This window comes from Priestia sp. YIM B13551 (assembly GCF_042787905.1).
Classification (GTDB): Bacteria; Bacillota; Bacilli; order Bacillales; family Bacillaceae_H; genus Priestia.
Genome location: NZ_JBHZOX010000009.1, coordinates 84,442 through 98,272 on the forward strand (window position 1 = coordinate 84,442; position 13,831 = coordinate 98,272).

Genomic DNA, 13,831 nt, shown 5'->3' on the forward strand with positions numbered 1-13,831 from the left:
CAATAAATATTTATGTATCATCATAGAAAAAAGAGAAGAACCTATTAAATGGAGCGTGATTCACATGAAAATTATAGGTATTAGCCTTTTAATAGTGTGGTGCTTATTGGTTTTTTCTTTAGGCATCGATATGCTACAAGGATTTGATGTTTCTCAGGCATTGTATAACGCTGTGAGTCCTTTTCAGGTAATGGAGGTTGCCGAATTATTTGTACTCTTTTTGCTTATTTTTCTTTTTTTTGTTGAAACTGCATATCTTTTTATAAAGAAAAGGAATCAAAGCAAGTAGCTACGCAGCTATAAGTTTCTATTTTTAAATGTATGAAATAAAATAATAGAAATTTAGCTCAGGCTATTCGTTTCAACCCTTTCTTTCATTAATCAATGGTTCACATAAAATATTTCATCATCTAGATTATTTAGTTGGTTTTTTATCCATTTCTTTACGTTGTTCATTCTGGAACCAAAAGCCATTTGAAAAAGACCTGTTAACTGAAAATTATTAAAATGGCTTCCCTTTAATTGGATAAAAGCCTCGTTGTAAGAAGAAAAGCGTAGCTGTTTGAAAAGGAAATCATCCATTGCCTCTCGAATATATTCTTCATTTTTCCAACAATTCATGGGAACATGAGAAAATTGCCACGGCCTAAAGACACCAGGATAAATCGCTTCAACTATTTGAAAAGGAGAATAGCCTAGAAGGGTAAATGCGCCACCTAAACCATGTTGTTTAAAAAAATGAAAATTAATTTGAGAGGGTATTTCTTTCATGGGAATCTTCATTTTTTCCTCTATTACATATCTTACCGCCTCAATGGCCCTTCTCTTTCCTTCTTCTCCGTCCCAATATTTATCAGGAGTTTGTTGAAACTCCCAAGGTTTAAATTTTCCTGGGTAAGCATTATCTATGACTTCATAATAATTCCATCCATATAGCATGGCAGGGGGTCTAAGACGATGAGACCATAATGTATTTGCTCCTACTTGAAAAGGGATTTCAACGATGGAGATCGATAAGTGTTGTTCAAGTAAGTAGCATGTCATGTAGCGCATATATTTTTTCCCTTCATTACCTACAAAAAAATAATTAGGAAATCGTTTTCTCCTCTTCTCTAGAACATCTTTATAAACTTCAATGACTTGTTCTCTTTTCACTATCGAAAGCCCCTTTTAAGAAATTATATTTTATTATTATTGTGTATAATAATGGAATTTATATGCAAGTAAGGCTAAATCTCTATGAAATACATATTAAAAAGACAAGAAAAGCTACTGATTCTTTATCAGTAGCTTTCCTTGATATATGTTGTCAACTCGCAACAATGAGGATTTCCAAATAGACGCTTTATAGCGTCTTGAGTAGTTTCCTCCACTTATCGAGTGTTTATTCTTCATGAAGGAAACATTCCTTCTAATTACAAGAGTTTCCGCCTTTATATAGAAAATAACCTTAAGGTTTCATTAAAAATATGATACTGACTTCTAGAGAACTTATTTATAAAAGTTTTACTAGACGGTCAGGCCTTCAGGACTGGTCCCTCCTTGTTACCTAGCGTAATTTCCGCACCGTCTTTTGTTTACTGTTTTCGTTTTTGCTACAGACGTTATAGGTCGTGCATTTTTTAGTGTAAAACTTCTTTCTCCTTACACTCGTTGTAAGCCTTCGACAATGATAATTAGAGAGACAGTTTAGAAAATTTAACAAAAGAAGAATTGCACAGCTTAAATAAGGTCGAATCAATTAAGCATCTTCAGGAGAAGAAACTGTTATACGCTAAGAAGTTAATGTATTTGCGGACTGGTATCAAGAGGAATTAATTCGTATAATAAAAGAAAATTAGTAGCAATACCATGGCGAGTGAGGGGGTGAGCGAATTATGAGTCTACGAGAAGAACTATTGGCACAGGAATATGACGAAAGAACAAAGCCGAGAGGATTCGTATACTTTACAGACGCTGACGGCCAAGTTGTCGCTAAGACTTGCCGTAAATGCCGCGAATTAAAACAGGCCGAGAACTATCATTATAAAAGCGATGGATTCGGTCAACTTGGTCCATACTGCAAGGTTTGCGTTTCGGATCGCGATCGAGAGTATTACGTTACAAATAGAGAGCGAGTAAAACGAGTTAAAAATGCTTATTACCATAGAAAAAGGTCCAAGCAACTTTCTCTGAATTTATTCAGGAATAGCGAGTAGGGTAATGGCGGCCAACAAGGTCGCTTTTTGTTTATATACTGATAAATCGTTTGAAATCTCCTTGTTGATCAAGTCTAAAATTTCCTAGCGTTGTCATTAACGGTAGCACTATCGATAATGATTCTATAGAGTAGAAGAATAATGGCGTCTTTTTCATCGTTAAGCTATCATTTATGACTATGTTATTTAATACAGATATTGTTCAGTTATAATGAAGTAACATAAACAGATTCGTTGTAGTCATATTACTTCCATTTAGAATAAACGTAGATGGTATTACATAAGAATAAGGCATGAACTCTACTGAAATAGCAAGATTAACAGGAATTCCAGAAGAAATAATTTAAAAGCTACTTCAGCAGGAATCAATTTACTAATCCATGATAAAGCTTAAGCAGTGTAATTTTTTTTATAATCAGCGAGTTTATTCTTTATTTCTGGTTAAAAAAGCGATATAAATTGAACATACATAGAGATGCCTAAATCTAAAAAGTAGACAATTGACCGTATATATTCTATAAAAATGTAGTTAACTTAATAAGTTACCAAACTCAATTTATAATCTCCTTTTAGGGTTATTGACGTCTTTTCACAAATAAAAGCAAGCTTCTTCAAAGTAAGCTTGCTTTGCTTATCCTTATTCTCTTCTAAAATCATACTTGTCTTTCTCAACATCCAATGTATGACCATTTATAGTTACTGTACGATTATTTTCCCACGATACTGTATCTTTTTCTTCGTCATATCCCCAGTAAATATTTTTTGATTCCTTATTTTTATTATTACTGACTTCTCCTCTAAGAGTATAACTCGTAGTAGCACCACCATTGGCTCTGTAAAGCTCTACTTTATACGTATTATTTGGTGAATTAAGTGAATAGAACAAAAGAACGAAAGCGCTTTATTTATATTTTTATCATGTTAAAATACTTAAATTGTTTTAACCCGATTAACATATGTAATTTCTTTCTTGAGTAGAGCAAGCTACCTTTTTCTATTTGGAGGTAGCTCTTTTTATTGTAAAGAAAGTCCGGTTTAATTATTTACTTGACCTAATGGAAATCATAAACACAAAGCATAGAAAAGCAACGTTCTCTTATACAGCCTTCATAAAATTACCGGTTTTGATAGATGAAAATGTGGAATATCAAACGTAAGATTATTTTAAAATGAAGGGAAGACAGGTATGTTTGGATGGAGTGATATGCCGAAATTATTATTTTCTTTTTTAATTGTCATTCCACTTGTGTCTGTTATTCACCAACTGGGGCACTCACTTATGGCTATTATTTTAGGAGGAAGGATCGATTTTACCATTGGACAAGGGAAAACAATTTTTAAGTGGAAAAAAATTAAAATAAAATCTATTTATTTTTTGCACTCCTTTTGTATTTACGAAAAATTAAAGTATGATAACAGGTTTACTCATGCTTGTGTTTATGCTGGAGGTACCATAGCTAATTTAGCGTCTATCCTTCTTGTGTATGGTTTAATTATGTTGGGTGTTCTCCCAAAGAATCTCTTTTCTTACCAATTTGTTTATTTCTCTGTTTATTATATTGTTTTCTCGCTCTTACCCTTTGAATATTCAGAAACGAGTTTAAGTGATGGGCGAGCTATCTATGATGCATTGAGATATGGAAAGATAACGTGTAATCCGGATTAATAAAGGAAAAGAGGCTAATTAAAACTGTACGTCCACAACGTGTGTTAACGCGGCAACGGTACTGAAATAGATACTGATTAGTAATCAAGTCGTAATTCTTTAGATACTATGATGTAGCTACTGCAGTAAACTTACCTGTCCAACAAAAAATAAATAAGAACTCTTACTGCATTAAATAATGCGTAAGTTGTGAGATAAAAGATGTTTTGTTTCTGATTTTTCAATCTTTTTATTGACAAGTTAAGAAAACAAGTGTAACCTTTTTCCTAGTTAATTAAATTAAATATTCTTATCTCGAGAGGTGGAGGGACTGGCCCTAGGAAGCCTCGGCAACAGACTTTTAAGGTACTGTGCCAATTCCAGTAGCAATTTGCTTGAAGATAAGAAGAGAGCTCATAACGATTATTAACCTCTTCTTATTTTTAAGAAGAGGTTTTTTATTTTGAACAGAAAGAAGGAAACAAAACCATGACAAAGACATTAGTGAAAGCTCCATTTAAAGCTGATCACGTAGGCAGCTTTTTACGAACAACTCCCCTTAAAGAAGCAAGAGAAGCGTATGCGAACGGGGTAATCAATAAGACCAATTTAAAATCTGTAGAGGACAAAGAAATTGAAAAACTTGTTCAGAAACAAATTGAGGTAGGGCTTAAATCTATCACTGATGGTGAATTTAGACGTTCTTGGTGGCATTTGGACTTCTTATCAGGCTTAGAAGGCATAGAGGAGTTCGAAACACAATATATCAGTCAATTCAAAGGTGCAAAAACAAAAAATAAAGCGATTAAGGTAGTAGGTAAAGTAGACTTCAATCATCATTATATGCTGGAACACTTCACTTTCTTAAAAGAAGCTGTTGAACGGTATGGTGATGGAAGCCAAGTTGCTAAATTCTCAATTCCAAGCCCCAACATGTTATTTACTCGAATTCAAGAAGATACATATTACAACGGAAACAGAACGCAGTTTTATCATGATACTGTAGCTGCTTATCAAAAAGCCATTCAAGCTTTTTATGATGCAGGCTGCCGTTACCTACAATTAGATGATACTTCTTGGATTGATTTTGTTTCTGAAGAACGTATAGATGCAGTTGTTGAGAAGCTTGGTATGGATGTAAAGGACGTTATTGATACGCGAGTAAGTTGCTTAAATGATGCTATTTCTAAAAAGCCTGAAGATATGCTCATTACGATGCATATTTGTCGTGGAAACTTCAGGTCTACGTATATCACAAGTGGCGGCTACGATACTATATCTGATGCAATCTTTGCTAACTTACATGTAGATGGACTTTTCCTTGAATATGATGATAACCGTTCAGGAGATTTTGGACCGTTAAAAAGCTTTACACGTAACAACCAAACCGTTGTATTAGGATTAGTAACATCTAAGTTCCCTACATTAGAAGAAGCTGAGATTATTAAGCAAAGAATAAAAGAAGCAAGCGAATATATTCCTCTGGAAAACTTGTCATTGAGTCCTCAATGTGGATTTGCAAGTACAGAAGAAGGAAATGAATTAACAGAAGAGGAGCAATGGAATAAAATTAAACATGTAATTCAAATTGCCCAAGATGTCTGGGAAGCTAACTAAAGAGCGATATTTGATGTTTTATTTTACATAAGAAGTATCCTGGACATGTAGAAGAATGTAAATTGGCTACTAACTACACGCTTTTTGTAGTTGGCAGCCAATTTGCAGACTGTTATTTGCTTGTAATTTAGGTAGTATGAGCTCCCGTTGGTAGTTAGTCAGCGTTTAGTGCCGGCTTACTAACTTGTGAGAAGACTCTTTAGGCCAACTCGTCTAAAAAAAGCTTTAAGTTCGTTATTTTGTTATTTATTTAGTTGGCAAATTAAAATCTAATATAAAAAGCTATACAAAAGAAATCAAGTCCTTTTATACACTGAATACCATTAGAATATCAAAAAACAAAAAGAGTGGAAATTATTCCACCCCTTCCAATTTAAGCTATTTAATAATTAAGCTATATTATCTAACAGTTTCCTGAAATTTTCTCCTAAAACTTTTCTCTCAACTTCTGCATTAGGTGCATAACGCTTAATTGCCTCTATAGTAATGTAAGGATCTCCATATGGATAATCAGCTCCAAATATAGTTCTATCTGGAATCTCGTTCATCGCTAAGGTTAAAGCAAAGGTAGTATAAAAAGCTGAAGTATCAATATAAGCATTAGGAGTGTTTTTAACAAGTTCAATCGTTTGAAGCCAGTTTATACCCCCTAAATGTCCAAAAATTACTGGAATCTCAGGATATTGTTTTGCTAGCTCTATTAATTCTACAATGTCATCTAATTGCAGAGGAGCAAAAGTATGAATCCAGATTGACAAACCTTTAAATTCTTTTAATGCCTCAAAGATTGGTTTTAAGAAAGCAATTTGGCCACTTCCTAAAGTGAACTCACCTATCCCTTTTAAGTTATTGGCTACAATGTATTCCTTAATCCATTTTTTTGTCTCTTCGACTTCTAATCCTAAAGGGACAGAACCAAAACCAATGTACTTATCTGGATATTGGTTAACAACTTCTACCAGTTCCTTCATAGAATTCTTTCTAGCACTTATACTATTGACATTATTATTAAGAATTTGATTTAAGGCTTCCATTTCTTGTTTAAATGAATTTAATTTTATAGCTTTTTCCGGGTGGATTAATGTAGAAAATAATATAGTCTTATTAATTCCTAAGTCATCCATAAGTTGAATATGCTTAGAAACAGGAAATGTTACATGTGAATGACTATCTATAATCAAGTTATTCACCTACTTTAGTTAAAGAATTTTTATTTTTTCTTTCTTCAATAACTTCTGTAGCCACTCCTAAGATAGTATTTAATCCATTAGGAAACCCAGAATAGATAATCATTTGTAACATTGCTTCGATAACTTCTTCTTCAGTCCAACCTACATTTAATGCTCCATTAATATAAAATTTTAATTGTTCAGTATTTCCAAGCGCTGTCAAGCCTGCAACAGTAGCAAGAAGACGTGATTTCAAATCTAAACCCGGTCTAGAAAATATTTGACCATAATTGAATGACACTGCTAATGTTCCTAAGTCGGGTGAAATGGAGTCTTTAAAACTATTTACGATTTCCTCATAGTTGTCAGCATCAATTTGTTTTAAAATTTCTAAACCTTTTTTGAAATTTTCATCTTGTTTTAACATAATATCTTCTCCCTCAATTAATTTTCACTTGTTGAATTGAATTTAATTTCTTCTTTACACCGATGATTGAAGTGAAGGCAAAAAGAACCATAATAAAACCTACAGAACAAACTCCCATCCATTTAAAGTGGCTCCAGGCGAGCGTACCTAAGTATGATCCTAATGCTCCTCCTAAAAAAGTAGAAACCATATAAATACCGTTTAGACGGCTTCTTTTTTCTTCAGATAATTGAAAAATTTTGGCTTGACAAGCTACCTGATTAGCTTGAGTTCCCATTGTTACTAATAAACTTCCTATGATAATGGCCGTTAGAGACGAACCTGACAAGATAAAAATCAAGAATGAAACCAATGAAAGATTCATACAAAGTATACTTGCAAGATTAGCCCCTTTTTTATCAATTATTCTGCCAATAATGGGTGTAGCAAATGCTCCACCTATTCCCACTAAACCTATTGTCCCTGCAACACTGCTCGCATAGTGAAAAGGAGAATTACTTAGTCGAAAAACCAATGTAGTCCAGAACAAACTAAAAGCTCCAAACATCATTCCTTGGCTAATACATGCTCTTCGTAATATGTTTTCCTTAATAAAAAGTGGCCAAAGTGAAGCAAGTAATTCTCCATACTTCATTGTTTGTTTACCTTTACTTTGTGGAAGGTAAATTCTAATGAGTAGAATTACTAACAAAGTAAATGCGAATGAAATCCAATACATTGCCCTCCAACCCAAGTAAGTATCTACAATTCCACTGATAAAACGTGCCCCTAAGATTCCACAAACTAAACCTATAGCTACATTACCTAAGATTTTCCCTCTTTCTTTATCGCTAGCAAGACCAGCAGCTATAGGTACTATAATCTGTGGAACAATAGTAAAGAATCCTAATAATAAATTGGATATTATTAACCAAATAAAACTAGTTGATATAGCAGAAGCAATAAGGCTTAAACAAACTAGTATCAGGAGCGATAAGATGATTTTACGTCTCTCAAATAAATCACCTAGTGGCACTAAAGTTAGATTCCCAATAGCATATCCAACTTGAGTTAAAGTAGCTATAATTCCTATTTGATTTGAAGATATGTGAAACGAGTCTGCCATACTTAATAATAAATTTTGATTTAAATATACATTTGAAACTGTAAAACCACAGGTTAGAGCCATCAGTAACACAATACCTTTATTAATTTTATTTTGTTGTTCCATATTCTCACCTCCCTTTCTGAATTTAGGATACAAAAAATATAATCCTAGTAATAGGAGTGAGTTTATACTGTTATAAAAAGTACCAGTCTTACTTTCAATATTTATTATTCTGTTTTAAACAGACTAACTTTGATGATTGATTTTCTTCTAAATATTTCCAATATACGTATAAGGCTTGTATTAATGCGGTAATAATACTTAAATAGATTACTGGTAAGGAATGATTGGTTTATCAGGTAATATTTAGACATCACAGTAGGTGATTAGTAGATGATAATGGAATATCTCCTCTTCTTTGGACTGCTCGGGGTTGGACTATTGATCTTTATTTTTCATGAAATGGGTGAGAAGCCGAAAGATGTCCTACCAACTGAATACAGCAAATTAGAATCCCCAATTGAAAGAGCTTATATAATGCCTTAGTGATGAATGGCTATTCGGTACGAGCGCAAGTAAAGTGTGGTCCTTATCGAATTGACCTTGTTATAGGGAGGCTTGCGATTGAGTGCGACGGAAAAGCCTATCATTCTTCACCAGCGCAAAAGGCACATGATCGGAAGAAAGATGCTTATTTGAGGAAACAGGGATATAAAGTCATGAGAGTTAGTGGCAGTAGCATTGTAAAACGTATGCCCCACGTTCTAAAAAGAGTAAAGACAAGGTTGAATTAAAAAAAGAGAAGGCTAAAAACCTTCTCTTTTTTATATATAATCATCTATGCTTATATACTTTTCTTCATGACGCAATCCCGGCATTCACACAAGAAAACGCCACCTTTTACCGAACTTTTGAAGTAAGCTGAGTTGCAGTTACCGCACCGGCCACTAATCTTATCCGGAAATTCAACATAATCATACACTTTATCGAGATTAATTTCTTGCTCTTTTATTTCTTTTAGGTTAATCACTCTTTTCTATTTGTCTTTCCTTAGATTAACACACCCCTTCCTTAAGTAAAAAGGGCATATCTGCTACAGATCTAACTTATCAACTAACCAATCTTGAATCTCATCTTTCAAATCAATTCCTACTGCTAGGGTTCCCAGTACTGTCCCCTTGCCAATAATCTGAAGATCAACGGACATAGATGGCTTGGTAGCATTAATCATATATGTAACAGTATCAATATGTTTGATAGGAATCCGGACTATATTAATAAGTCCTTCACTTTGTAGGTAACCATTCTTAATACTAATCTTATTCTTTTTCCATGAGAATTCTGAATCTGTAGCAATCTTCCCATCGGTTTTCGATCCAAATAACGCCATTTTAATCTCTCCTTAAAAATTCTTCTTTCTCATTGCATCATGCACTAATAGCAAACAGTTTGTAAAAATAACTTTTATTTGATTTAAAACCCTTCTTTTTCTTGTTTCCCTAAAATTTCAACTATCAATCCTTCAAGGTTTGGAGGCTTAATTCCCAACTTTAAAATTTCTTTTTGATGACAATATTAGAATTCCTCTTCCTTCCACATGAGTCCAATTTCTTGCTCTCGCTGCAAAACCTTCTCCAGATAACGTTCTGTTGTCTTACGATCACTGTGACCTAGTTCTTTTTGAATAAGAAAGATATCTGCTCCCTGCTGCCTACTATAAATCGCATAAAAGTGACGAAAATAATGGGGCGTAATCTTGTCAGTCCGTTCTTTTATAAAAGGTAACTCCGTTCGTTCAATAATACGGACAATATAATTACTTAAATTTTTGTATTGATAATATCCTCCGTCTTTGGTTGGAAATAATGGTCCTTGATTACTCGTGTTTAAGGTTGTACTCACGTGGCGACGTTCTCTAAAAGCAAGAATTCGTTCATATAGTGATGGGTGAAGTAACTTATCAAATTTCTTCCCACCTTTACCTACTCCTCTTAATCGATAATGGCCACTTAAACTGTCTAGATATACGTCTCCCCACGAAGCTTTAGCTATTTCTTGTACACGAAGACCTGTCATGGCCAGCATCGTTAACAATCCATAATTAATAGGATGGTCTTTGTAGTAGTCTAGAAGCTGTTTGACTTCATGGTAATACAAATCTCGATTAGGAATTTCTTGCTCAGATAGTGACGTACTTAAGATTTCTTTGTGTAATGGATGCTGAATATACTTCGTTTCATGTAGCCATTTCATAAAACTTTTTAAAATCGTCATTTTGGCATCTAAAGTTGCGGGTGAATAAGGTTTACCTCCCTTTCCCAATAATGCTGTGCTTAAATAGGTCTGGTAGTTCCGTATATGCCAAGGTCTTAGGTTTTTAAAAATTGTTTCTTCTATATAATTGTCTACATCTTGCCGTAAGAATGACTGACTTTCCACCGCGTACTGATAAAACTGCAACAAAATCCGTAAGTATTCGGTTTTTGTATTTTCTTTTCGTTCTCGGTCCTTTCGAATATGCTTTCGTTGGTGGACATAGTAGTACATCATTTCTTCATCTGTAAAGTCCCTGAACATATCTTCGTTTTTTCGCTGGTGATGCTCATTTCTTTCTTCTAATGCATCATAATACGTACTATCTAGCATCAATGAAACGATTTTATTGAAATCCCCTTTTCTTTCCCTTACTTCCGTTCCTATATGTACTAATGAGAAATCTTGCATAAAACCTCTCCTTTCACAAAACATGTCTTCTTATTTATAAATCTTCCTTGCATTAAGATATTTTCTTCTTCATGTAAAGGTTAAATTTGTATTTATATGTATATAGATAATAAAAAACCTTTAAATCGTAATAATAGTACTACTAACAATAATTAAACTGCTAATTTTCTTAAATAAATATCTAATATTTCCTTAATTAAATATTTATTTAAAGTTATCGATTATATTTATTACTTATTAATTGTAACCTATTTAAGAGTAAAAGTATAAACTTACTTTTTATAAAAATAGTTTACTATTTATATAGTTTGTAGAAAAATCTCCTATTTGTCATCATTAAGAGTAAATGATAAAACATATATTTTTATAAATTAGTTATAGAATTTACATATATATAAAAATAACTTTTAAACTATAACTTTATATAATTATGGTATAATATATTATTAACTAGAAGAAAGATAAAAGGAGTGTATATCATGATTGATAACCCTACTAAAATTATTACTATTGAAGATGTGATGGAGATGTTAGCTATTTCATCGAAGAAAACCATTTATACATATATCCAACAAGGAAAATTAAATCCAATTAATAAAGATGACTGGCATATCGAAGGACGTTATGAATTTGATATCGAAGATGTCGTTCGTTTGCAAGAAGAGTTAAAAAAGCCTGGACTTACAACAAAAGAGGTAGCGCAGCAACTAGATATCTCAGTTACAACAGTCAATAAGTATATTAAACAAGAATTGTTACCGGCGTTCCAAGAAGAATACAGAGGAATCAATTGTTATTTTGTGAATGAGGAAGATCTAGACGCGTTTAAGCGTACGCATGAAGTGGGGCGCAAGCCAAGTAAACGTCATTTCTATCATGCTGAACAAAATATTGCGCTATTTCAGCTTTTTGTGAAGAAAAGCGAAGAAAAAGAGCAGTTTGCTCGTATCATCTCGGTAGAAGATCCAATTATGGCGGTTACAGAACAACATGAAGAGATAACATTAGAAGAGTTACTTCACCGAGGCTTTGAAGCAGCCTATGAGATTGAATCAAAAAAAACGATTACTAAAGAAGGCTATGCTACATTTGCTTTCAAGCAAACAGCCTATGCTAAATCACAGCTTTATAAGCTCATGGATTTATTTTATCAGTACCTAAGCCCGACCAATATGAGAATTACGCCACAAGAAGAGAAAGAGCAATTCATCATTGAAATCAAACCTGTATTATTAACAGAATCAACACAAGAGCTCGTTGAGTTATTAGAGTCTGTTCTTATCTCAGGGAAAATTAACAAGCGCACCCGTGGCATTTATATTGATAGCGATTTAGAAGTTGTACGAGTGAAAGTAACAAGTGATTTGAAGGAAGAATTGCAGCAAAAAGCGAAGGAATTAGGCAAAAAGAATGTGGAAGAATTGTTACTATATGCTGTACAAAAATTATAGATGGATTAATAAATTTTAAATCTTAAAACCAACGAAAAGGGATTATATATATAAAAGAAATTCATCTAATTGAAAAGGAGCCTTTGCTTTATTTAACAAGCAAAGGCTCCGAGCTTTTATTATCTTATATTGGTAAGCTTATTCATAGGAGAAGTTAGCTTGTCATTCATATTTAGACCATTTAATTAGTCTTTCTAACAGAATAGATATTAATATACCGGTTAGTAATCCGTTACTAATTAGTGGGCGAACGTAAAAAGAAATGTTTTTGAAAACGTTGGGTGACATATTCATTAAAGATACACCAATTAAAACTGGAAAAGCAATACGATAGATAGTCCTTGAATTAAATGAATAACTTTGGATACTTCTTAATGCTGTCCCAAATAGTTGCAAATAAGCCACAAATAGAACAGCATTTCCTACAGCGACTGGTAACGTTGAAAAGAATGCTCCTAATGGAGCAATAACCCCCAATAGAGCAAATAGACCGCCACTAATAATAAAAGGTTTTTTACTCAAGATTTTTGTACTTTCTAAAAAACCAATAGTAGATGTAAAAGGAGCATAAGGAACAAGCCCAAACATGGCACCTAAACAAGTAAAGATTCCTGTAACGGTAAATGAAAAACGGTATTGTTTGCTATGTGTCTTTATTCCATGTAAATTTTCAGATGCTTTAAGTGACGCAATTGTATTGCTAGCGTTCAGTATACCTGCTAAACAAGCAGTAATGGCTATGCCCATTTGTAAATGGGGCTTTCCCCATGGGAAAATGGAAAAATGGAAATTTGTATAGTTAACTGATGGATTACTAGGAAATAGCCATACATAAAAGATCCATCCTACTATCATTCCTATTAGAATTGCAAAGTTACTAAAGATGCCTTTTCCTTTAATACTAATAATACTTACTAGAATAACCAGACCTATGGAAAAGGTACTGACAGATATATCAAGTGAACCATTCGGTGTTAATTTTAGCATTCCTTTAAAAAAAATTAAGATAAGCTGAATGGTTAATAAAAATAAGTATATACTCATCACCATCGGTGTAAAAATTTTTTGTAAAAGAGGAACAAGGTTAAATGCTCCTACTATTATAGTTATTATACCTGCAAGAAAAATTCCTAATGCAAGACTGCCCCCGAGTTCTACGTATGTCATGCCTACCGAAGAAGCTGAGGTACACAAACTAAGTATAAGTCCCCACCACATACCTGAATGACCTTCTAACAGAGGATAACGGTGTCCAATCCAGGCCTGTAATATACAAGCAATTCCTGTAAGGAAAAATGAACTTCGGATAGTCATAATTATTTGATCAGAACTTAATTGAAATGCATCTCCAATTGAAATTGGAACGACCACTGTATTAGCAAAAATAAAGAAAAACCATTGAACGGAAGCTAATATAGTTGTCGATGAAGATAATTTACTCACACTTTCTCCTTCTTTCGCTATATTTAACAATCTGTTGTAACATATTTCTTTTTTAATTTAGATGATTATT

Annotated in this window: 15 protein-coding genes and 1 riboswitch; of the genes, 6 read left to right on the forward strand and 9 right to left on the reverse strand. The window is 33.3% G+C overall.

Annotated elements, in window-relative coordinates:
* Nucleotides 1-64 precede the first annotated feature (64 nt).
* Nucleotides 65-289 (forward strand): YczF family membrane protein, encoded by a 225-nt coding sequence (locus tag ACFX4N_RS31120; RefSeq protein ID WP_057275101.1) that lies wholly within the window; start codon nucleotides 65-67, stop codon nucleotides 287-289.
* A gap of 92 nt (nucleotides 290-381) precedes the next feature.
* Here ACFX4N_RS31120 and ACFX4N_RS26810 read toward each other — a convergent pair whose 3' ends face one another.
* Complete coding sequence (locus ACFX4N_RS26810) at nucleotides 382-1,155, reverse strand: DUF4046 domain-containing protein (RefSeq protein WP_192101106.1); 774 nt, start codon at nucleotides 1,153-1,155, stop codon at nucleotides 382-384.
* A 722-nt stretch (nucleotides 1,156-1,877) separates the two neighbouring features.
* Between ACFX4N_RS26810 and ACFX4N_RS26815 the strand changes: the two genes are divergently transcribed.
* Entirely contained in the window at nucleotides 1,878-2,198 is a 321-nt protein-coding gene (locus ACFX4N_RS26815) for a hypothetical protein (protein ID WP_029325499.1), read from the forward strand.
* 637 nt (nucleotides 2,199-2,835) lie between these two features.
* Here the strand turns inward: ACFX4N_RS26815 and ACFX4N_RS26820 are convergent.
* Nucleotides 2,836-3,084, reverse strand: coding sequence for a DUF5412 family protein (locus ACFX4N_RS26820; RefSeq protein WP_053488492.1), 249 nt, complete (start codon nucleotides 3,082-3,084; stop codon nucleotides 2,836-2,838).
* Nucleotides 3,085-3,384: 300 nt separating this feature from the next.
* Here ACFX4N_RS26820 and ACFX4N_RS26825 point away from each other — a divergent pair, with 300 nt between their 5' ends.
* Together ACFX4N_RS26825 and ACFX4N_RS26830 are read left to right on the forward strand one after the other, a co-directional pair.
* Nucleotides 3,385-3,864 carry a site-2 protease family protein gene (locus ACFX4N_RS26825; protein WP_192101105.1) on the forward strand — a complete coding sequence of 160 codons (480 nt, stop codon included), beginning with the start codon at nucleotides 3,385-3,387 and terminating at the stop codon, nucleotides 3,862-3,864.
* A gap of 286 nt (nucleotides 3,865-4,150) precedes the next feature.
* A riboswitch (SAM riboswitch) is annotated at nucleotides 4,151-4,251 on the forward strand.
* A gap of 81 nt (nucleotides 4,252-4,332) precedes the next feature.
* Nucleotides 4,333-5,460 carry a 5-methyltetrahydropteroyltriglutamate--homocysteine S-methyltransferase gene (locus ACFX4N_RS26830; protein WP_192101104.1) on the forward strand — a complete coding sequence of 376 codons (1,128 nt, stop codon included), beginning with the start codon at nucleotides 4,333-4,335 and terminating at the stop codon, nucleotides 5,458-5,460.
* A gap of 389 nt (nucleotides 5,461-5,849) precedes the next feature.
* Here ACFX4N_RS26830 and ACFX4N_RS26835 read toward each other — a convergent pair whose 3' ends face one another.
* The 3 genes from ACFX4N_RS26835 to ACFX4N_RS26845 are packed head-to-tail and all read right to left on the reverse strand — an operon-like array spanning nucleotide 5,850 to nucleotide 8,266.
* Nucleotides 5,850-6,641, reverse strand: a complete 792-nt coding sequence (locus ACFX4N_RS26835; RefSeq protein ID WP_098548887.1) for an amidohydrolase family protein — start codon at nucleotides 6,639-6,641, stop codon at nucleotides 5,850-5,852.
* A gap of 1 nt (nucleotide 6,642) precedes the next feature.
* Nucleotides 6,643-7,056, reverse strand: coding sequence for a carboxymuconolactone decarboxylase family protein (locus ACFX4N_RS26840; RefSeq protein ID WP_098548888.1), 414 nt, complete (start codon nucleotides 7,054-7,056; stop codon nucleotides 6,643-6,645).
* Between the two features lie 13 nt (nucleotides 7,057-7,069).
* Nucleotides 7,070-8,266, reverse strand: a complete 1,197-nt coding sequence (locus ACFX4N_RS26845) for an MFS transporter (RefSeq protein ID WP_098907239.1) — start codon at nucleotides 8,264-8,266, stop codon at nucleotides 7,070-7,072.
* Nucleotides 8,267-8,691: 425 nt separating this feature from the next.
* On the opposite strand from ACFX4N_RS26845, the gene ACFX4N_RS26850 reads away from it, so the two are divergent.
* The gene (locus ACFX4N_RS26850; protein ID WP_244659774.1) at nucleotides 8,692-8,937 is read left to right on the forward strand and encodes an endonuclease domain-containing protein; all 246 of its coding nucleotides are present in this window, start codon (nucleotides 8,692-8,694) and stop codon (nucleotides 8,935-8,937) included.
* Nucleotides 8,938-8,987: 50 nt separating this feature from the next.
* Here the strand turns inward: ACFX4N_RS26850 and ACFX4N_RS26855 are convergent, their stop codons facing one another.
* From ACFX4N_RS26855 to ACFX4N_RS26865, 3 genes are all read right to left on the reverse strand, one after another.
* Nucleotides 8,988-9,173 carry a DUF8096 family protein gene (locus ACFX4N_RS26855; RefSeq protein WP_098901371.1) on the reverse strand — a complete coding sequence of 62 codons (186 nt, stop codon included), beginning with the start codon at nucleotides 9,171-9,173 and terminating at the stop codon, nucleotides 8,988-8,990.
* Nucleotides 9,174-9,236: 63 nt separating this feature from the next.
* Nucleotides 9,237-9,533 carry a hypothetical protein gene (locus ACFX4N_RS26860; protein WP_192101103.1) on the reverse strand — a complete coding sequence of 99 codons (297 nt, stop codon included), beginning with the start codon at nucleotides 9,531-9,533 and terminating at the stop codon, nucleotides 9,237-9,239.
* A 185-nt stretch (nucleotides 9,534-9,718) separates the two neighbouring features.
* Nucleotides 9,719-10,867: a tyrosine-type recombinase/integrase gene (locus ACFX4N_RS26865; RefSeq protein WP_192101102.1), complete on the reverse strand. Its 1,149-nt coding sequence runs from the start codon at nucleotides 10,865-10,867 to the stop codon at nucleotides 9,719-9,721.
* A 479-nt stretch (nucleotides 10,868-11,346) separates the two neighbouring features.
* On the opposite strand from ACFX4N_RS26865, the gene ACFX4N_RS26870 reads away from it, so the two are divergent.
* The gene (locus ACFX4N_RS26870; protein WP_057274223.1) at nucleotides 11,347-12,318 is read left to right on the forward strand and encodes a helix-turn-helix domain-containing protein; all 972 of its coding nucleotides are present in this window, start codon (nucleotides 11,347-11,349) and stop codon (nucleotides 12,316-12,318) included.
* Nucleotides 12,319-12,480: 162 nt separating this feature from the next.
* On the opposite strand, the gene ACFX4N_RS26875 is transcribed toward ACFX4N_RS26870, so the two are convergent.
* Nucleotides 12,481-13,761, reverse strand: coding sequence for a uracil/xanthine transporter (locus ACFX4N_RS26875; RefSeq protein ID WP_301264886.1), 1,281 nt, complete (start codon nucleotides 13,759-13,761; stop codon nucleotides 12,481-12,483).
* Between the last annotated feature and the right edge of the window lie 70 nt (nucleotides 13,762-13,831).

Coding starts and splice junctions, on each gene's coding strand:
- ACFX4N_RS31120 (WP_057275101.1), top strand. CDS start 65: ATGAAAATTATAGGTATTAGCCTTTTAATAGTGTGGTGCTTATTGGTT.
- ACFX4N_RS26815 (WP_029325499.1), top strand. CDS start 1,878: ATGAGTCTACGAGAAGAACTATTGGCACAGGAATATGACGAAAGAACA.
- ACFX4N_RS26825 (WP_192101105.1), top strand. CDS start 3,385: ATGTTTGGATGGAGTGATATGCCGAAATTATTATTTTCTTTTTTAATT.
- ACFX4N_RS26830 (WP_192101104.1), top strand. CDS start 4,333: ATGACAAAGACATTAGTGAAAGCTCCATTTAAAGCTGATCACGTAGGC.
- ACFX4N_RS26840 (WP_098548888.1), bottom strand. CDS start 7,056: ATGTTAAAACAAGATGAAAATTTCAAAAAAGGTTTAGAAATTTTAAAA.
- ACFX4N_RS26845 (WP_098907239.1), bottom strand. CDS start 8,266: ATGGAACAACAAAATAAAATTAATAAAGGTATTGTGTTACTGATGGCT.
- ACFX4N_RS26850 (WP_244659774.1), top strand. CDS start 8,692: ATGAATGGCTATTCGGTACGAGCGCAAGTAAAGTGTGGTCCTTATCGA.
- ACFX4N_RS26860 (WP_192101103.1), bottom strand. CDS start 9,533: ATGGCGTTATTTGGATCGAAAACCGATGGGAAGATTGCTACAGATTCA.
- ACFX4N_RS26865 (WP_192101102.1), bottom strand. CDS start 10,867: ATGCAAGATTTCTCATTAGTACATATAGGAACGGAAGTAAGGGAAAGA.
- ACFX4N_RS26870 (WP_057274223.1), top strand. CDS start 11,347: ATGATTGATAACCCTACTAAAATTATTACTATTGAAGATGTGATGGAG.